The following is a 19,431-nucleotide window of genomic DNA, read 5'->3' on the forward strand; positions in this document are numbered from 1 at the left end:
AACCCATGGGTGCGCCCACGCGCTTCGAGTGGCTCTACTCGGGCAAAGCGTTCTTCGCCGGCATGCTGGCCTTCTATATGGCGCTGTTCCTGCAGCTGCCGAATCCCTACTGGTCGTTCGCGACGGTCTATATCGTGTCGCATCCGCTCTCGGGTGCGACGCGCTCGAAGGGCGTCTACCGCGCGATCGGGACGGCGATCGGCGCCGCCGTCGCGCTGCTCCTCGTGTCCGCCCTCGCCGAGTCACCCATGCTGCTGGTGTTCACGCTCGGCACGTGGATGGGCGTGTCCCTTTACCTCTCGCTGGGTAACAACACGCCCAGTGCCTACGCCTTCCTGCTCGCCTCGTATACCGCACCGCTCATCGCGGTACCCGCCATTCTCGCCCCCGGTTCGATCTTCGATATCGCCGTCGCACGCACGGAGGAGATCCTGCTCGGTATCGTCTGTGCCAGCGTGGTCAGTACGGTGCTGTTTCCCAGCCGGGTATCGCCGCTGTTTCATGCACGCGTCGCTTCGCTGCTGAAGGACGCGGGGGACTGGACCGGGCAACGCCTGCGGCACCTGGACCGGTCGGCACCGCCTCCGCTGCGTCTCCGCCTGCTCAACGACGTGCTCGCTCTCGACGCGCTGATTACGCATCTGTCCTATGACAGCACGCGCGACGGCCAGGCCGAGGAGGCACGCCAGATCCGCATGCGCATGACCCTGCTGCTTCCACAGGTGGCGTCTCTGAGCGACGCGCTCGTCGCGCTCGACGGGCGCGCGGACATGCGCGATGGTGGCCTGCAGGACGTGCTGGACGCGACCATCGCCTGGATGCACGAGGGGACGACCGCGTCGATAACGACCGGCGACGTCCTGCGCACACGATGCGGCGCATTGCGGCTGACGACGGCTATGACGACGCCCGGCGCGCACGCGCTGCATCGGCACGCCGCCGAACGCCTCACCGACCTCATCGACCTCTGGCAGGACGTACTCCTGCTGCATACCGCGTTCACCGAGCATCGCCCACAGCCCACGCCGCTCATCTATCGCGCGCACACGCTGGGCCACCGCGCTCGTCATGACGACCTCCGTGCCCGCCTGCTTGCCGCCGCATCGCCGGCGATGGCGGTGATCGCCACCGGATGGCTGTGGCTGCTCACGGACTGGCCGGGCGGCGCCGGCGGGGTCGTGCTCGTGGCCATCGCCACCGCCTTCTTCGCCGCGTCGGACGATCCGGCGCCGCAGGTGCGCCGCTTCCTGGTCTGGCAGGCGATCAGCGTCGTCACGGCCGGCACGTATCTCTTTCTCGTGCTGCCGCGGATCACCACCTTCATGGGCGTGGTCGCGGCCATGGCACCCTTCTTCCTCGTGCTCGGGGCGTTCACCGGTCGTCCGTCCATGACCACGGGTATCGTGCTGGTCACGTCGCAGACCGTCAGCGCCATCGCCCTGCAGAACAATGCGGCGGTCGGCTTCGAGGATTTCGCCAATTCCGCGACAGGGATGATGCTGGGACTGGGCTTCGCGCTGGCCTGGACCCTGGTCACGCGACCGCTCGGCGGCGACAGTGCGGCGCACCGCCTCGGTCTGGCCAATGCGCGCGACCTTGCCCTGCTCGCCCAGCCAGCGTCCGCCCCGAAGCAGGTCGCGCGAGCCACTCGTGTCCTCGATCGCACGATGCAATGGCTGCCGCGCATCGCGCTGGCGACGGGTGAATCGCTGGTCCGAATGGATGCGGTGCGCGATATGCGCCTCTGCCTGGCGCTACTGGATCTGCAACGCATCGCACGCGGCGCCGCGACCGACATCGACGACGTACTCGCGCGCAGCAGGGCCTGGCTGCTCGACAGCGTCGCGCGGCGTACGCGCACCGACCCTCCCGACGCCTTGCTCAGGCTTATCGACGACGCCGCCGTGCATCGCGGCGATGGAGACGGCCAGCTCGCCACGCTGCTGATCGCCTACCGCCTCGCGCTCTCCGAACCCGTCTCTCCCTTACCCATCTCACCGGCACTTCCGTGAACACCAGCCTCTCCGGCGACCTCAATCTCTATGGGGTCTTCGTCCCCACGTTCCTCGTCCTCATGGCAGCGGCTTACCTCCTCAAGGGCGCGATCCGCGGCGTTCTTGCGCGCTCGGGGTTCTACGCGCGCATCTGGCATCCAGGACTCTTCAACGTCGCCCTCTACATCGTCGTCCTCGGCTCGATGCTCGCGCTGATGCCCGGGGCGGCGTCATGAGCGGCCGCCTCGCGCATGCCCGCTCGATCTGGCCCACGCTGGCCATGGCGGCGCTGGCGGCCGTGGTCGGCTGGCACGTCTACACCTCGTACCGCAGCGCGTCGTGGACCCGCGACGCGCACATCCGTGCGGACACGCTGCCTGTCTCGCCGGACGTTTCAGGACTCGTCGAAAAGGTCTACGCCTCCGACAACCAGTTCGTAAAAAGGGGCGATCCTCTCTTTCTCGTCGACCGCGCACGCTTCGAACTGGCCTTTCGCCGGGCCGCCGCGGCCGTGGAAGAAGACCGGGCGGCCCTGGCGCAACTCCATCGCGATGCCAGTCGAAACGATGCGCTGAAGGATCTCGTCGCCGCCGAAAGCGTCGAACAGGTTCACGCGAAGGTCGCCGAGGCGGAGGCGCATCTGCACGCCGCGGAGGTCGCCGCCGATACGGCGCGTCTCGATCTGGACCGCACCGTCGTCCGCGCACCCGCGGACGGCTATCTCAATGACCGCGTCGTCCGCGCCGGTGATTACGTCAAGGCCGGTCATGCACCGTTCTCCATGGTCGATGCCGCGTCGTTCCATGTCGACGGCTACTTCGAGGAAACACGACTGCATGGCGTGGAGCCCGGCCAACCGGTCAGTATCGAAGTCATGGGCGAGCCGGCCTTACTGCACGGCCGCGTCGTCAGCCTGGCGGCCGGCATCGCCGACCGCGAGCGAAGCGCCGACGGCACGATGCTTCCGAACATCAATCCCACCTTCAACTGGGTCCGCCTCGCGCAACGTATCCCCGTCCGCATATCGATCGATGGGCGACCGGACGATCTGCGGCTGATCGCCGGCCGCACGGTCACGGTGACCGTCGACACGCGACACACGCCCCCGGCGACGGCGGCCCATTCGTGATGCGCCGGCACGCGGCACTCGTAACGATCGGCCTGCTGCTTTCGGGCTGCGCGGCGGTAGGCCCCGATTACCGCTTGCCGGACCGCGCGGTGGTGAAGCGTCCTGAGGCTCAGGCCGCCTTCGTGGACGTGGACACCGCAACCGTGGACACGTCGCATGCCGCCGCCGACGCGTGGTGGAAGCTCTACGACGACCCGACGCTGGATGCGCTGGAAACGCAGGCCTTCAAGGCGAACGCGGCGCTTCGCGAAGCCGAAGCACACCTCCGTCAGGCGTACGCCATGCTGGATGCGGCGCGAGCGGAGGGCGGCCTGACCGGCGGCGCCTCCGCCTCGGCGTCGCGAAACCAGCTGTCCGCCGAGTCATACCTGCAATCGGACAAGCTGCCCGTTTTCACGCTGTCGTCGGTGGCGGCATCCGCGTCGTACGAGTTCGATCTCTTCGGCAAGCTCAGGCGGGCCACGGAGGCGTCGGCCGCCGATGCCGAAGCCACGCGCGCAGCACGGGATCTCGTGCGCACGACCGTCGCCGCCGAGGTGGCGCGCAGCTATCTCGGGCAGTGCGAAGCGACTCACGATCTGTCGGTCGCGCGGGAGACGCTGCGCATCCAGGAGCAGGTCCTGTCGACCACCACGCGCATGATGGCGGCAGGCAGGGGCACGCGCATCGACGTGACGCGTGCCACGACACAACGTGACCTCGCACGCGCCGAGCTCCCGCCGATCGAGAAACGGCGCGACGCCTCGCGCTACGCGCTCGCCGCCCTGACAGGTGAAACCCCGGGACGTCTCCCCTCCGCCGTCGAGGCGTGTAAAGAGGCACCGCGCCTGTCGACGCCGATACCGGTCGGCGACGGCGCGACGTTGCTCCGTCGCCGACCGGACGTCCGGGAGGCGGAACGTCATCTGGCCGCGGCGACGGCACGGGTCGGCGTCGCGACCGCCGAGCTTTATCCGGACATCACGCTGGGCGCCGGCCTCGGCAGCAACGGCACGCTGGCGGATGTCGGTCAGGCACCCGCACGCTATTGGTCGCTGGGACCGCTGATTTCCTGGACGGTACCGACCAGATCGGCTCACGCGCGCGTTCGCGCCAGCGAGGCAGGTGCGGATGCCGAGCTTGCCGCCTTCGATCAGACGGTACTCACGGCCCTCAAGGAAGTGCAGACCGCGCTGAGCGACTATGCGCGGGCGCTGGATCGACAGGCGCTGCTCAGGCAGGCGCTGAACGATGCCACGCAGGCCTCGTCCGATGCGCAGACCCTGTTCCATGCGGGACGCTCTCCCTATCTGAGCAGCCTCGACGCGGAACGCACCCGGGTCTCCACCGAACACGCGCTGGCCGACGCGGACCGTGATGTCACCGAGGCCCAGGTGAACCTGTTCTTCGCCCTCGGCGGCGGCTGGCAAGCGCAGGACCCTTGAGACCGGCCCCGCGCCGCGCCGCCGGTTCACACCGCGCTGCGCATGCTCCCGGTGTCGAGCCAGCGCTGGTGCCATGACAACGCCTCGGGCAACAGATGCGGCGTGTGCTTGCCGTAGCTGTCACGGGAGGCGCGGTCGAAGTAATCCTCGAGCTGCGCACGATAGTCCGGATGCACGCAACGATCGATCAGCTGTCGCGCACGGTGCCGGGGAGGAAGTCCGCGCAGATCGGCCAGACCGTGCTCGGTCACGATGATCGAAACGTCGTGCTCGGTGTGGTCGACGTGGCTGACCATCGGCACGATCGACGAAATGCTTCCGTTCTTCGCCGTGCTCGGGCTGAGGAAGATCGACAGAAAACCGTTGCGGGCGAAGTCGCCCGATCCGCCGATGCCGTTCATGATGCGGCTGCCCATGACGTGCGTGGAGTTGACGTTGCCGTAGAGGTCGGCTTCGATCATCCCGTTCATGCCGATGCAGCCGAGTCGGCGCACCAGCTCGGGATGATTCGAGATCTCCTGCGTGCGCATGATGATGCGCTCACGGTAGAAATCGATGTTGCGCTTGAACTCTTCGTTGGCCTGAGGACTCAGCGCGAAACCGGTGCACGACGCCACCTTGAGCACACCACTGCGCAGCAGGTCGAGCATGCCATCCTGGATGACTTCGGTGAAGGCGGTGAGGTCGCGGAATCCGCTGCTGGCGAGCCCGGCCAGTACCGCATTCGGGATATTGCCCACACCCGACTGCAGCGGCAGCAGGTTGGCGGGAAGCCTGCCCTTCGCCACTTCGTGCTGGAGGAATTCGATGAGATGCCCGGCAATCCGCTGGCTGCACTCGTCGGCAGCGGCAAACGGACTGTTCCGGTCGGGGCCGTTGGTCCGCACGATGGCGACGATCTTGTCGGGGTCGCAGTGCAGCGACGGCACACCGATGCGATCGTCGGCGTGCACCAGCGGAATCGGCTTGCGGTTGGGCGGCAAGGCCGTGCCGTAATAGACATCGTGCATGCCGTCGATGCCTTCCGGTTGCCACTCGTTGACCTCGATGATCACCTTGCGGGCGAGGTCGAGCCAGGTCTTGTTATTGCCGACCGATGTCGAGGGAATCAGGCTGCCGTCCTCGCGAATGCCGGCCACCTCCACCACCGCGGTATCGATCTCGCCGTAGAAGCCGAACCATACGTGCTGGGCCACGTGACTGAGATGGATGTCGATGTAATCGAGCGTGCCCGCGTTGATACGCTGACGGGCGTCGGGATCGGTCTGGAAAGGCATGCGCAGCGCGATGCCGTCCGCCTTGGCCAACGCGCCGTCGAGCTCCGGCGCCGTGGATGCACCCGTCATCAGCTTGATGCGGAACGATTCGCCCCGGCCATGTGCCGCGTCGATCCGCTTCGCCAGCTCCATCGGCACCGACTTCGGGTATCCCGAGCCGGTGAAACCACTCATCGCCACCGTTTCGCCCGGCTGGATCAGCGCGGCCGCGGCTTCGGCGGAAACGACACGATCGCGCAGAAGAGGATGACGAATTCGCTCGGCGGACATGAGGGCGGCTTGGTTGTGGGGACCGCCCATTATACGTGCCGCGCAACGCGCAACGAGCAGCTCAGGCGCCTCGCGCGTTACGGCTGCGACGTCAGCAGCACGCCCTCATCCGTCAGCGACCGGACCAGCTGGATCGACGCACTGCACACCGACGCCGTTCCGCACGAAGCGTTCGACACCAGGGCGATCTCGAGTGCCTCGGCATGCATGGTGACGCCAGGCATACCGCTCAGGCGGCCGGCACGCTGCAGGCGGTGAGCACGGAAGGCGGCTTCGAGCGTGTCGTCACGGTGCATGGCCGCGAACAAGGCGGAAGCCTCGGCGCCGGCGTCATGGTTACCCCACCAGGAGGCTTCGGTAATCCAGGGTGCCGAACGGCTCGCCAGCGACGCGCCACCCGGCAGAGCGAAGACTTCACCCAGACGACGATTCAGCGTTACGCGCCAGACCAGACGTTCCGCAAGCTCACGCAGCACCAACATGTCCCGACTCCCGATTCAGACGCCGGCAAGAGGGCCGGTACCGTGAAGAAGCAAGAGCCGTGCCGATATTGCACGACCATAAAATCAACGAGTTGAATGTGAAGACGCGGCAGGCTTGGTCAACAAATAGCCAAGTTCGTCACATTTTAACCAGCAGGGGGAATGCGCCCGTCGGACCGCGACCCGCAAGCATCCGGCCGGGCGGATTGGCGCGAGTCAGACTGAGACGCTATTCGCCGCTTCCGGCGCCATGAGCGCGCGATTGCGCCCGGACTGTTTCGCGCGATACAGGGCGTGGTCGGCCTGCCGCATGAGCGCAACGACGTCCGTCGCGTGGTCCGGATAAAGCGCGGCACCGACGCTGAACGTCACGTCCAGTGGCTCGCCATGCCAGCTGAAGCGTCCCTGCGCGGCGGCGACGATCTTCTCCGCCAGGTTCATCGCTCCCTCGCCGTCACTCACCTCAGGCATGAGCACGACAAACTCGTCGCCACCGATCCGGCATACGGTATCGGTAAGGCGCACGGTACTTTCCAGGCATGCAGCCACCTGCCGGAGGAGTTCGTCTCCCGCACCGTGACCATGCGTGTCATTGACCTGCTTGAAGCCGTCCAGGTCGATATACAACAGGCCGACACGCGCACGATGACGAATGGCCGCATGCAGGGCCTGGCGGGCCCGGTCTTCGAACAGCAGCCGGTTGGGAAGATCTGTCAGAACGTCGTATTCCGCGAGGTGACGCATGCGTTCGGCGATGGCCTGCGCGATGCTCACATCGCGCAAGACGAGAACGCCACCGATGACCGTGCCCTGACGATTGCGGATGGGCGCGGCGACGTCTTCGATATCGAGTCGCGTGCCATCCGACAGGACAAGGCGCCTCGGCTTGATCACATCGATCGTACGGTTTTCCGCGATCGCCCGGAGCAGCGACGTGGGACTGGCCTCGCCATCCTCGTCGACGAGCTGCAGCAGTTCGTCCACGGGCATGCCGACGCCCCGTTGCGCTTCGGTTTCGAGCAAGACGGCGGCGCGCGGATTCAGAAAGGTGATCACGCCTTCCGCATCGGTCGCGATCACCGCGTCACCGATCGATTCGAGAGTGACCTGCGCGGCCTCCTTGGCGGCGAAAAGATTTTCTTCCAGCGCCTTGCGCTCCGACAGGTCACGGCAGACACCGACAAAACCCGTGGTACGGTTTTCGACCAGTACCGGCGCCAGATGCGATTCGACCCAGACCGGCGAGCCATCCTTGCGGACCAGCCGGAACATCTCCTCGAGACTTTCGTTGGTGCGTAGCAGCCGGTGCCATGCACTGTTCAGGGCATCACTATCCTCGGGATGCACACTGGCCAGCCAGTCCGCCACGCTGCCACCCTCGGTCACCAGTTCACCCATCCGGATGGCTTCGGCGTTGAAGTACGTCGGCAAGCCTCTCTCGTCGAGGTGAAACAGGCCCAGTGGCGACGCATCGATGAACGCCTCCAGTTCGGCCTTGCTCAATGCCGTGTCGCGATAGGCCGCGGAGAGTTCGCCGATCAGGTCGTGCGCGGCCCGACGCAACCTGGCAAGGATCGCCACCGCCCAGAAAACCAGACCACCCAGGGCGATACCGAGCACGAGGAGGATGCCGCTCTGACGCGATCGCCGTTCCGCCAGCAACAGTTCTTCAGCCCGTTCCATCCGGTCGATCGAATCCATGAGGCGGGCATTGACGACCTGATACGCCGGCTCCGTCATCGCCCGGGCGCGACTTTCGATCGCCGCGGAAAAGTCGGCCGTCGACATCAGCCTGGTCGAGCTGCGCACACGCTCTTCAAAGGCACCGGCAAGCTGATCGAGCAGCGGCTTTTGCGGCTGGTTCGAACCCACGAGGGCGCGCAGGGACGCCAGTCGCGCACGGGCGGAGCGTATGGAGGCGGCGACATCGTCACGCGACGCGCGATCGCCGCGGACGATAAAAATGCCCACCCGGAGCCGCAGCGCCTGGACGTCTTCGCGCACCAGCGAGGTTTCATGCAGCACGTCGTAACTGTGAGCCACTCTGCCCTGCGCGATCAGCAAGGCGCCTGTCGTCGCCACCCCGCAGACGATGAGCAGTCCGATCAGCGCGGCGCCCATCCGAAGCGCACGGTCGACAAGACGGCTCAGGCGCTGCGGGCGCGGTTCGGGTATCGCTGGACGGGGATGCGTTGGGGCCATGCCAGCGTGAAGCAAATTCGGTGCCACGCCCGGCGGCGATAAATTGGCGGTCAGGCGCACGACCGCAGGGGCTCACGCCAGGAATGGATATCCGCTGCGCTTGCCGACGATAACGGTCATCGCGGCTGAAGCGCCGTCCGCGTCCAGCGGTCGACGTCCTCCGGGACGGGCGTCGCGTTCGCGAAAACGATACGAAACATCACCGGGGCGATGACCCCGTCGATGATGTCGATGGTGGGGACGGGATGTTCGCCACGATCGAGCGCTCGCTCGCGGATCACGTCGATCTGCTGCGTGCAGAAGGTCAGGCACTTCCCTGCCATCGCGTGATCCTGTGTACCGAGCAGGTCGCGGAGCATCGCTCGTCCCGGCACCGACGTCATCTCGTCGACGTACTGCTCCAGCCACGCACGAAGGTCCGCCTCGAACGATCCCTCGTCGGCCGGCGGTGTTTCGGGCCACAGCTGTTCGACCGCCACGTCGGCAAGAAGCCGTCCGAGGTCGCCCCAGCGGCGGTAGATCGTCGACGCGGTCACCCCGGCGCGCGATGCGATCGCGGGAACCGTGAGACCTTCGCGGCCCGCATCGTCCTGCAGCTCGCGCACCGCCGCATGGACGGCGGCCTGGATGCGCGCGCTGCGGCCGCCCGGACGAGGACCGGGGCGGGACGCGGGGTCGGGTATGTCTGAAACGTCGGTCATAGGTATTACAAGCTGTCAGCACTAACGCAATTTATTTGCTTTAGTGAGAAAGGAGGGGTAGCTTACTAATGCATATTCTTAGCTTTAGTGGAAAGTATCGCATGTCCTCGCCCCGTACGACACCCAGCACGACCGGTGCGCTGCTGACCCATGGCCTGACCCTGCTCGTGTTTTTCGCGGCGTCCTCGGCGCCCACGCCGCTGTATCGCGTCTACCAGCAGATCTGGCACTTCTCCGCGACCTGGCTCACCGCCGTGTTCGCCATGTACGCGATCGCCTTGCTGGCGGCGCTGTTGACCGGGGCCCGGCTGTCCGATCATCTGGGGCGGCGCCCGGTCATTGGCATGGCGATCGCACTGGAATTGCTATCCATGCTGCTCTTCATCATCGCCGGTTCGGCGCCCGCCCTGCTGCTCGCGCGGGCGGTCCAGGGCGCGGCGACCGGCCTCGCCGCCAGCACGCTCGGCGCGGCTCTGATGGACACGGATCCCAGACGCGGCCCGGATCTCAACAGCATCGCTCCCCTGGTCGGCCTCGCCGCGGGCGCGCTGGGCAGCACCGCCCTCGCCCAGCTGGCCCCCGCGCCCCTGTCGTTGGTCTATGCCGTGATGGGTTTGCTCCTGATCCTCTGCGCGGTACTCACGTGGCGCACCCCCGAAACGGTCGTGCGGCGGCCAGGCGTTCTTGCCAGCCTGCGCCCCAGAGTCAGCGTGCCGCCCAGCGCACGGGCGGCCCTGCTGGCGGTATCGCCCCTGAACATCGCGCTGTGGATGCTTGGCGCGTTCTACCTCTCACTCATGCCGACGCTGATCGCGCAGGCATCGCATTCTTCCTCGCTGTGGCTCGGCGGCGCGAGCGTGGCCCTGCTGACGCTGACCGGTGCGGCCGCCGTATGGCTGGCGATGAAGCGGCACGCACTGCATGCCTTGCTTGCCGGTGCCACGTTGCTTGCCGCCGGCACGGCGTGCATCCGCTGGGCGGCGGTACACGGAAGCACGACCGGTCTGCTCACGGGCTCGGTGCTGGCGGGCGCGGGATTCGGCAGCGCCTTCCTGGGCTCGTTGCGCACCGTACTCCCCCTCGCCGCGCCGCATGAGCGCAGCCACCTCATGGGCGTGTTCTATATCGAGAGCTACCTGTCATTCAGCGCACCCGCCATCGCTCTGGGTTTCGTCGTGCAGCACGAAGGACTGATTGCCGCGGTCAACCTGTACAGCGCGACCATCCTCGTACTCACGACCGCCGCTATCGGCTGGATCGTGCTGCAACGCCGCCACGTTCGCGCACCCAGCCCCGGCTGAAGCTCCGCCGTTTGCGGCTGGTTGACATTCGAAACGCACTGCACCAGCATGGGTTCACCATTCGGACTTCTAAACGCCCAGACTTCTGGACGTCCTTCGAGGTAAACCCATCTTGATCATGCCGCAGTCAACCCACACGCCTCACCCGATCGCCACGTCGATCGGTGCGTGTTGCTGTTGTCGCCTCGCCTGATCCTGTAGCGCCCCTGCGCGCTTCCGCCTGACCGGCGGACCCACCCCCTCCGATCGCCCCCACTGTGCCACGCGCGGCCTGCCGCCGCGTTGACGTGTCGCCGTCCGTAAAATCCAGGAATTCATTCATGAGGCATGCCCTGCCCGCGCGCCTGTCGCTGTCCGTCGTCATCGCAGCCAGTCTTTACGTTCCCGTTTCCGAAGCGCAGGAAGACGCCGCCAGGCTGCAGACCGTGGTCGTGACCGGCACCCGCTCGGTCAACCGGAGCCAGAGCAGTTCGCTCTCGCCGATCGACGTGGTGTCGGCGCAGGACTTGCAATCCTTCGGCGATACGCAGCTCGGCGCGGTGCTGTCGCGCCTCGCTCCGTCGCTCAACTTCCCGCGTGCGCCGGGCAACGACGGCTCCGGCATCGTGCGCCCCGCGGCGCTGCGCGGTCTCTCACCCGACGAGACCCTGGTGCTCGTCAACGGCAAGCGCTGGCACACGAGCGCATTGCTCAATCTGCAGGGTGCGCTCGGTCGTGGCTCGGCACCGGCCGATCTCAACTCGATACCGATCTCGGCGATCGATCACATCGAAGTACTGCGTGACGGTGCGTCCGCTCAGTACGGATCGGACGCCATCGCTGGCGTCATCAACATCGTGCTGAAGGGCGCCGCGGGCGACGGCACCAACGAAGCGAGCATCACCGCGGGACGATCGAGCGCCGGCGACGGCAGGCAGTGGCAAGGTGAGGCAAGCCTTGGCGTGCCGCTGGGCGGTGACAAAGGCTTCGCTCGCCTGAGCGTCGTGCAGGGGCACGCTGACGCCACGAATCGTGGCGGCCGCGACTATCGCGATCCTTCTTCGCCTGTTTACGGGCAGCAGACGCAGCGCATCGGCGAGCCGGACATCAGCACCCATCAGGCGCTGCTCAACGTGCAGTACGCCCTGGCGTCGGACATCGACTTCTACGCCTTCGCCAGTACCAGCAGCCGCGAAGGTACCTCACCTGCCCTGTTCCGCACCTACGACAGCGCACGCAACGTACCCTCCATCTACCCCAACGGCTACCTCCCGCTCAACGATGTCCGCTCGATCGACAGCGCCGTCGTCGCCGGCGTGCGCGGCACCACCGCGAGTGGATGGCGCTGGGATATCAGCGGCAACTACGGACGCGACCGCGTCAGTATCGACCCGATCCACACGCTCAACGTCGACCTCGGTGCCGCGAGCCCCACCCGCTCCAACGCAGGTCGCCTGATTGCCACTCAGAAAGCCTTCGACGTCGACATCGCCCGCGACCTCGACGTGAGCTGGCTCAATAGTCCCGTGACACTCGCCTTCGGGCTCGAGTATCTGCATCAGCAATATGAGATCGAGGCTGGCGACCCGGCGTCGTACTTTGGCACGGGCTCGCAAGGCTTCCCCGGCTTCCAGCCCGCCGATGCGGGACAGCACAGCCGTCACGACGTGGCCGAATACGTCAGCCTGGAGAATCAGATTACCGACAAGCTGAGCGGTTCGCTGGCGATCCGGCACGAGGATTACAGCGACTTCGGCAATACCACATCGGGAACGCTGTCCGCGCGATACGACTTCACGGACAGCTTCGCGCTGCGCGGCACGGCGGCGACCGGCTTCCGCGCCCCATCGCTTCCTCAGCAGTACTACACCACCACGTCGACCAATGTGATCGGCGGTGTGCCGACGCAGATCCGAAACTTCGCGGTGAGCGACCCGGTGGCGCGCGCCCTGGGCGCCGAGCCACTGAAGCCGGAGAAGTCGCATAACTACACGCTGGGTGCCGTGTATGCGCCGGGGGCCTGGACGCTGTCACTCGACCTGTACCAGATCACCATCGGTAACCGCATCGTGCCGTCGGAGAACCTCGTCGGCGACCCGGTGCAGGCATACCTGGAGGGACAAGGTTTCGCCAACATCCAGGGCGGGAGCTACTTCACCAATGCCCTGAAGACGCGCACCCGGGGCATCGACCTGAGCAGCGGCTATCGCATCGACTTCGGCAACGCGGGCAAGCTGCAGCTCACGGCGGCTTACAACCGCAACCACACTTCGATCCTGTCCGTGGCGCCGAATCCCGCGTCGCTGGCCGAGAGCGGGCTGGAACTGGTGCGCGTCGGGCACATCGCGCAGGGCTACATCACCAACGGCGCGCCACGCGACAAGATCGCCCTTGGCGCCGACTACGCGCTGGGTAAATGGAGCGTCCACAGCGCGCTCACCCGCTACGGCCAGTTCGCCGTCAACCAGGATCCGGTGAGCAACCCCGGATTCGACCAGGTGTTTCCGGCGCGCTGGCTGCTCGATCTCTCCACGAGCTACGCGACGCATGGATGGACCTTCACCGCAGGCGTCGACAACCTTACCAACGTCTACCCGCGGAAATACAAGAGCGGCAGCGACGGTGCCGTGGGAGGCACCTGGCCGTATCCCGATTACTCGCCGTTCGGTTACAGCGGTCGGTATCTGTACACGCGTGTCGCGTATCGCTGGTGAACGTTTTCCAGGCCTACACCACGGCGCTCCGGAACGGGTCGGTCACCAGCGCGAGTGCATCCCGCAAATCGACGGCGCCGACCGGCTTGACGAGGTGGTGGTTGAAGCCGGCTTCGGCGGTAGCCGCCTTGTCGTTGGCCTGCCCCCAGCCCGTCTGGGCAATGATCGGAAGGTGCTTCAGCAAGGCATCCTGACGGAACGCGCGGCAGACGTCGTAGCCGCTCATCGTCGGCATGCCGACGTCCAGCAGGACCACGTCGGGCTGAAACGCATGCGCCGCGTCGAGGGCCAGCCGTGCGTCCAGCACCACATGGTGTTCGTGGCCCATCTCCTGAAGCAACCAGCCGATCGTCTCGGCGACATCCACGTTGTCGTCGATGACGAGAACCTTGAGGCGCTCGTCGTTCGCGCCCCGGTCGTCCGACGACAAGACGCGGTCAGCCGGCTGCTCGAGCGGCAGAAGCGGCAGGCGAACGGTGAAGCGACTGCCCTGGTTCTCGCCTTCGCTACTGACCGAGATCGATCCCTCGTGCATGCCGACCAGCTGCTTCACCAGCGCAAGGCCGATACCGAGCCCGCCCTGTGAACGGGTCAGGTGCTCACCGACCTGTGTAAAGAGCTCGAAGATATTCGCCTGCATGGCCGGAGGGATGCCCATGCCGTTGTCGGACACCACGATCACCGCCTCGTCACCCTCACGGGTGGCATCCACGGCGAGCGAGCCGCCGGTCGGCGTGTACTTGGCCGCATTGTTTAGCAGATTGCCGACGATCTGGGTCAGTCGCGTCTTGTCGCCGTCGATCCACATGGGGGTATCGGCGACGTCGACCCGCAGGGCGTGCTTGCCCCCATCCACGAAGGGCTGACTTGCCTCGAGCGCGGCCTCGACAATGTCGGCGATCCGCACTTTCGTCCGCTGCAGCGCGATCTTCCCCTGGCTCACGCGGGATACGTCGAGCAGGTCGTCGACCAGCCGTACGAGATGCACCAGCTGCCGATCCATCACGCCGTGAATCTGTTCGGTGCGCTCCCGCGCGGGATGCCCACGAAGCACGTCGAGTCCCATGCGCAAGGGGGTCAGCGGATTGCGCAGCTCGTGCGCCAGGATCGCCAGGAACTGATCCTTGTAGCGGTCCGAACGCGTCAGGGTCTCGGCGTAGGCTTCGAGCCGGTCGCGCTGGTCGGCGATCTGCTGCTTCTGACGGTAGAGATCGAAGAACACGTTGGCCTTGCTGCGCAGGATGTCCCACTCGATCGGCTTCTGGATGAAATCGACCGCACCGGCCTCGTATCCACGAAACTTTCTCTGGTTGTCCGCCGTACTCGCCGTCAGGAAGATGATCGGCACATGCCGCGTGCGGTCGTTGCCGCGCATCAGCTCGGCAAGCTCGAAACCATCCATGCCGGGCATCTGTACGTCGAGCAGGCCCAGCGCCACGTCGTGAACCAGCAGAAGCTCAAGTGCTTCCTCGCCGGACCGCGCCTTGAGCAGGACGAGGTTTTCGCGCCGAAGCAGCGCTTCCAGCGAGAGGAGATTGTCCTCGAGGTCGTCGACGAGCAGGAAATAAACCGGGCTCATAGCGGTACTTGTGTCTTTAAGCATCGTCGGAAGTCTTCTGGTAAATCCTCTCGCCCTGCACGAAATCCTGGAACGCCGCGGCCTGACTGGAGAAACGGATGCTCTCCTTGGACCCGAGCCCCAGGAATCCCCTGCGAATGAGGGAGTCGTTGAATAACTTCAGCGTACGATCCTGAAGCGTGTTGTCGAAATAGATGAGCACGTTGCGGCACGAGATGAGGTGCATCTCCCCGAAGACCGCATCGGTGACCAGGCTGTGGTCCGAGAACACCACGCGTTCGCGCAGGCTGCGATCGAACGTCGCCTTGCCGTATCCGGTCGTGTAGTAGTCGGACAGCGAGGACCGGCCGCCCGATTGCTGGTGGTTCTCGGTAAACCCGCGAATCCGGTCCAGGTTGTAGACGCCGGCCGACGCGGCCTCCAGGGCACCCGGATTGATATCGGTCGCATAGAACATCGTGCGCTGCTCGAGCCCTTCTTCCCGGAACAGGATGGCCAGCGAGTAAAGTTCTTCACCGCTGCTGCAGCCGGCGACCCAGACTTTCAGCGAGGGATAGGTACGCAGGTGCGGCACGACATGCTCCCGCAGCGCGCGGAAGTACGACGGATCGCGGAACATCTCGCTGACCTGGACGGTGAGGTAGCTGATCACCTGCGGCACGACCGAGGGGTCGTGAAGCAGGCCTTCCAGCATCGCCGAATAGGTGCGATAGCTCAGCCTTTCGCGTAGCTGCTTCAGGCGCCGCTTGACCGACGCCTTGGAGTAACCGCGAAAATCGTAGTGAAAGCGCTGGTACAGCGCCTCCAGCAGAAGGTCGATCTCGATCGCCTCGACGCGATCGGTCATTTCCACGGGCGAAATCATCGCGCCAGCCACACACGGACCAGAGACAGGAGCTTGTCGACGTCGAGCGGCTTGGCCATGTAGTCGCTGGCCCCCGCCGCCAGGCAGGTTTCCTGATCGTCCGGCATCGCCTTGGCGGTCAGGGTGATGATCGGCAGCTTCTTCCAGCGGAAGTCGCTACGGATATGACGCGTCGCGGTCAGGCCATCCATGACCGGCATCATCACGTCCATCAGCACGAGGTCCATCGGCTGTCCGTCGACATCCGCCGCCTTGTTCAGCGCCTCGATCGCCTCCTTGCCGTTGCGTGCGACCGTGAGGACGCATCCGCGCGGCTCGAGGATATTGATCAGCGCGTAGACGTTACGAACGTCGTCCTCAACGACCAGAATGCGGCGGCCTTCCAGCACGGCGTCGCGGTGCTGGGCTTCCTGGATCATGCGCTGGTGCTCGGCCGGCAGATCGGTCACGACCTGGTGCAGGAACAGCGACACCTCGTCGAGCAGACGCTCGGGCGATTTGGCGCCCTTGATGATGATCGAGCGGGAATAGACGCGCAGGCGCGACTCTTCTTCCGCCGTGAGGTCGCGCCCGGTATAGACGATGACCGGCGGGAAGGCGTAGATGCCTTCGGCGCTGAGCGTTTCCAGCAAGGCCAGACCCGACGCGTCCGGCAGGGAGAGGTCGAGCACCATGCAGTCGAAGGTCTGGCTCTTGAGCAGCTCCAGGCATTCGGCCGCCGTGCCCGCGTCCACGGTTTCGACGTCCGCCGTCGAAAGCAGACTGCGGATGGCGTCGCGCTGCACGTCGTCGTCCTCGACCACGAGGACACGTCGCACGTCGCGAGACAGACGGGCGTCCAGCTTGTCCAGGACTTCGACCAGCTGGGGGCGGCGCACCGGCTTGATCAGGTAGCCGATGGCGCCCATCGACAACGCCGCGTGGGAATGGTCCTCCGCGGACACGACATGGATCGGAATATGGCGCGTGCGCACGTCGCGCTTGAGGATATCGAGCACGGAGAGGCCCGACTGATCCGGCAGGCCGACGTCCAGCACGATGGCATGCGGGAGGAACTTCCTCGCCAGCGCCAGCGCTTCCTGCGCGCTGGTGGCCACCAAACCGCGGAAGTTCATCTCGCGAACCAGATCCAGCACGATCCTCGCGAAGGCCTCGTCGTCTTCGATGACCAGGATGACGCGGCGGTTATCGGCCTCGTCTTCGCGATCGTCGGGGATGCGCGGAACGATGGTCGGCGCGGGAGCGGGGGTTTCGACACGAGGCGGCGGCGCATGACCCTGGCCCGACGCGGCGATGCGAGGACGCGCCGGTGGCGCGCTGCTGGCGACGGCGTCGACACCGGCATCGGCGATGCTGAGTGGCAGGGTCAGGATGAATGTGCTGCCCTGCCCGACTTCGCTCTCCACGGTGATGCCGCCGCCCAGAAGCCGCGAAAGCTCGACCGAGATCGACAGGCCGAGGCCCGTGCCGCCGTATTTGCGGCTGATGGTGCCATCGGCCTGCTGGAACGCATCGAAGATACGCCGTTGCTGCTCGACGGGAATGCCGATACCGGTGTCGCTGACCGTGAAGACGACATCGCCCTGCGTACCTGCCGATACGTCGACGCGTACGCCGCCCTCTTCCGTGAACTTGAACGCATTGGACAACAGGTTGCGCAGGATCTGCTCCAGGCGCTGACGATCCGTATCCAGCACAGCCGGGCAATCCGGCGACATCGTCACTTCGAAGGACAAGCCCTTCTGCTCGGCGATCGGCTGGAAACCCGGGATGAGGCCATTGACCATCCGGTCGACCGCGAACGGCTCCGGCTGGATGGCGATATGGCCCGCCTCGATCTTCGAGAGGTCGAGGATGTCGTTGATGAGCGTGAGCAGGTCGTTGCCCGAGGAATGGATCGTACGGGCGAACTTGACCTGCTCCTCGGTCAGATTGCCGCGCGGATTGTCCGCGAGCAGCTTGGACAGGATGAGGGCGGAGTTCAGCGGCGTCCGCAATTCGTGCGACATGTTGGCCAGGAAGTCCGACTTGTAGCGGCTGGCACGCTGGACTTCCTCCGCCTTGGCTTCGATCTGTTCGTTGGCGCGGTAGAGGTCGTCGCGCTGCACTTCGAGCTGGCTGGCTTGCTCTTCGAGGTGGGCGTTGGTCTGTTCGAGTTCCGCCTGCTGCTGTTCGAGCTCGTGCTGGGACTGTTTGAGCGCGCGGCTCTGCTCTTCCAGCTCTTCGTTGGACGCGCGCAGCTCTTCGCTCTGATGCTGCAGCGAATCCGACTGCCGCCGCGTTTCTTCGAGCAGGCGGCTCAACTCGGCGCGATAGGTCGCCGACCGCAGCGCAACGCCGATGTCCGAGGCCACCTCGTCGAGCAACGTCAGCGCGTCATCGTCGATCGGACGGAAGAACCCGAGTTCCAGCACGCCGTTGACCTCACCGTCCACCAGGACGGGCAGCATCACGAGCTGGCGGGGCTTTTCCTTGCCCAGTGCCGAGCCGACGGAGAGATAACCGTCCGGCACGTCATTGACCACCAGCATGCGCTGTTCCGCCGCCGCCTGTCCGAGCAAACCCTCGGTAGGCAGGAAACGCTCGACCGTGTCATGCCCTGGCGCAAGCCCGTACACACCGATCCGCTCGAAGAACGTCGAGGCATTGACGAACAATGCACCGGCTTGCGCATTGAGGAAGCGGGCCAGGAAGGCAAGAACGTTCGCACCCAGTTCGTCGGTGCCCTGGTCACCGCGCATCACGCTGGCGAGTTCCAGCTGGCCGGCCTGCAGCCACTCACTGCGCTGACGCGCCCGCGAGGCATTACGGATCAGCACGCCCACGACCACCGTCAGCGCGACGCCGAGCAGCGCGCTGAGAATACCGCTGGTGAGCGCACTGCTGTACGCGGAGGTCATTTCTGCCACACGCTTGTCGCGCAGTGCCAGCTCTTCCGTCTGCATGGTGCCCAGCTGCGACCGGATGGCATCCATGGCGGCCTTGCCCCGGTCGCTGTTGACCACCGCCACGGCCGCATCGAAGCCCTGCGTCTGACGCAGCTCGATCGTGGTTTTCAGTTCCGCGAACTTGTCGCCCAGGCGGGCGCCGACTTCCTTCAGCCGCGCAAGCTGCGCCGGATTGTCGCTGAGGGCTTCGCGCACCGTGTCGAGTCTGGCGGGCACGCCCGCGACAGCCGCGCGATACGGCTCGAGGTAGCGGTCGTTGCCGGTGAGCAGGAATCCACGCTGTCCGGTCTCCGCATCCTGCGCGCTGGAAAGGATCTCACTCAACCCCGTGACGGTCTGCTGGGAGTGGATGACTTTCTCGTTGTTGTCGCGGATGCTCCGGATATTCTGCCAGGCAAGCAGACCCGTCACGAGGAAAAATACGATGACGACGCTAAGTGCCAACGATGTGCGCTGGTCCACCGCGCGTGAGCGCGATGCGCCGGAAACCTGAGAAGTCATACCGCCCTGTCCAAAGCCGCCCTGTTAGCTGCCTAAGATATCATGACGGTCCCGCCAGTCTCGCC

General features: G+C 65.7%; 13 protein-coding genes. 6 read left to right on the plus strand and 7 right to left on the minus strand.

What is annotated here, in order from left to right; all coding sequences use genetic code 11:
* Positions 1–5: 5 nt before the first annotated feature.
* From B5X73_RS00900 to B5X73_RS00915, 4 genes are read left to right on the plus strand one after another with little or no spacing between them, the layout of a single operon-like run.
* Complete coding sequence (locus B5X73_RS00900) at positions 6–2,012, plus strand: FUSC family protein (RefSeq protein ID WP_079520014.1); 2,007 nt, start codon at positions 6–8, stop codon at positions 2,010–2,012.
* The gene (locus B5X73_RS00905) at positions 2,009–2,230 is read left to right on the plus strand and encodes a DUF1656 domain-containing protein (RefSeq protein WP_303048743.1); all 222 of its coding nucleotides are present in this window, start codon (positions 2,009–2,011) and stop codon (positions 2,228–2,230) included. Before B5X73_RS00900 ends, B5X73_RS00905 begins: the two co-directional genes overlap by 4 nt.
* Positions 2,227–3,123: an efflux RND transporter periplasmic adaptor subunit gene (locus B5X73_RS00910; RefSeq protein ID WP_079520016.1), complete on the plus strand. Its 897-nt coding sequence runs from the start codon at positions 2,227–2,229 to the stop codon at positions 3,121–3,123. The genes B5X73_RS00905 and B5X73_RS00910 overlap by 4 nt, the downstream gene beginning before the upstream one ends.
* Entirely contained in the window at positions 3,123–4,547 is a 1,425-nt protein-coding gene (locus B5X73_RS00915; RefSeq protein WP_079520018.1) for an efflux transporter outer membrane subunit, read from the plus strand. The genes B5X73_RS00910 and B5X73_RS00915 overlap by 1 nt, the downstream gene beginning before the upstream one ends.
* A 26-nt stretch (positions 4,548–4,573) precedes the next feature.
* Here the strand turns inward: B5X73_RS00915 and B5X73_RS00920 are convergent, their stop codons facing one another.
* The 4 genes from B5X73_RS00920 to B5X73_RS00935 all read right to left on the minus strand — a co-directional run bounded on the left by B5X73_RS00920 (position 4,574) and on the right by B5X73_RS00935 (position 9,479).
* The gene (locus B5X73_RS00920) at positions 4,574–6,094 is read right to left on the minus strand and encodes an acetyl-CoA hydrolase/transferase family protein (protein WP_079520338.1); all 1,521 of its coding nucleotides are present in this window, start codon (positions 6,092–6,094) and stop codon (positions 4,574–4,576) included.
* A gap of 77 nt (positions 6,095–6,171) precedes the next feature.
* A complete protein-coding gene (locus B5X73_RS00925) occupies positions 6,172–6,576 on the minus strand; it encodes a hypothetical protein (RefSeq protein WP_079520020.1) in 405 nt (134 codons plus the stop codon).
* Positions 6,577–6,792: 216 nt separating this feature from the next.
* Positions 6,793–8,697, minus strand: a complete 1,905-nt coding sequence (locus tag B5X73_RS00930; RefSeq protein ID WP_176167673.1) for a diguanylate cyclase domain-containing protein — start codon at positions 8,695–8,697, stop codon at positions 6,793–6,795.
* 197 nt (positions 8,698–8,894) lie between these two features.
* On the minus strand, positions 8,895–9,479 hold the full coding sequence (locus B5X73_RS00935) for a TetR/AcrR family transcriptional regulator (RefSeq protein WP_079520086.1): 585 nt from the start codon (positions 9,477–9,479) through the stop codon (positions 8,895–8,897).
* A gap of 101 nt (positions 9,480–9,580) precedes the next feature.
* On the opposite strand from B5X73_RS00935, the gene B5X73_RS00940 reads away from it, so the two are divergent.
* Both B5X73_RS00940 and B5X73_RS00945 read left to right on the plus strand, forming a co-directional pair.
* Positions 9,581–10,780, plus strand: a complete 1,200-nt coding sequence (locus B5X73_RS00940) for an MFS transporter (protein WP_079520088.1) — start codon at positions 9,581–9,583, stop codon at positions 10,778–10,780.
* A 320-nt stretch (positions 10,781–11,100) separates the two neighbouring features.
* Positions 11,101–13,473: a TonB-dependent receptor gene (locus B5X73_RS00945; RefSeq protein WP_079520090.1), complete on the plus strand. Its 2,373-nt coding sequence runs from the start codon at positions 11,101–11,103 to the stop codon at positions 13,471–13,473.
* 13 nt (positions 13,474–13,486) lie between these two features.
* Here the strand turns inward: B5X73_RS00945 and B5X73_RS00950 are convergent, their stop codons facing one another.
* The 3 genes from B5X73_RS00950 to B5X73_RS00960 are packed head-to-tail and all read right to left on the minus strand — an operon-like array spanning position 13,487 to position 19,366.
* Entirely contained in the window at positions 13,487–15,052 is a 1,566-nt protein-coding gene (locus tag B5X73_RS00950) for a response regulator (RefSeq protein WP_079520092.1), read from the minus strand.
* A gap of 16 nt (positions 15,053–15,068) precedes the next feature.
* Positions 15,069–15,899: a CheR family methyltransferase gene (locus B5X73_RS00955; RefSeq protein ID WP_079520339.1), complete on the minus strand. Its 831-nt coding sequence runs from the start codon at positions 15,897–15,899 to the stop codon at positions 15,069–15,071.
* A 14-nt stretch (positions 15,900–15,913) separates the two neighbouring features.
* Positions 15,914–19,366, minus strand: coding sequence for a response regulator (locus tag B5X73_RS00960; protein ID WP_079520094.1), 3,453 nt, complete (start codon positions 19,364–19,366; stop codon positions 15,914–15,916).
* Positions 19,367–19,431 lie beyond the last annotated feature (65 nt).

Source organism: Luteibacter sp. 22Crub2.1, from assembly GCF_900167995.1.
Taxonomy (GTDB): Bacteria; Pseudomonadota; Gammaproteobacteria; order Xanthomonadales; family Rhodanobacteraceae; genus Luteibacter; species Luteibacter mycovicinus.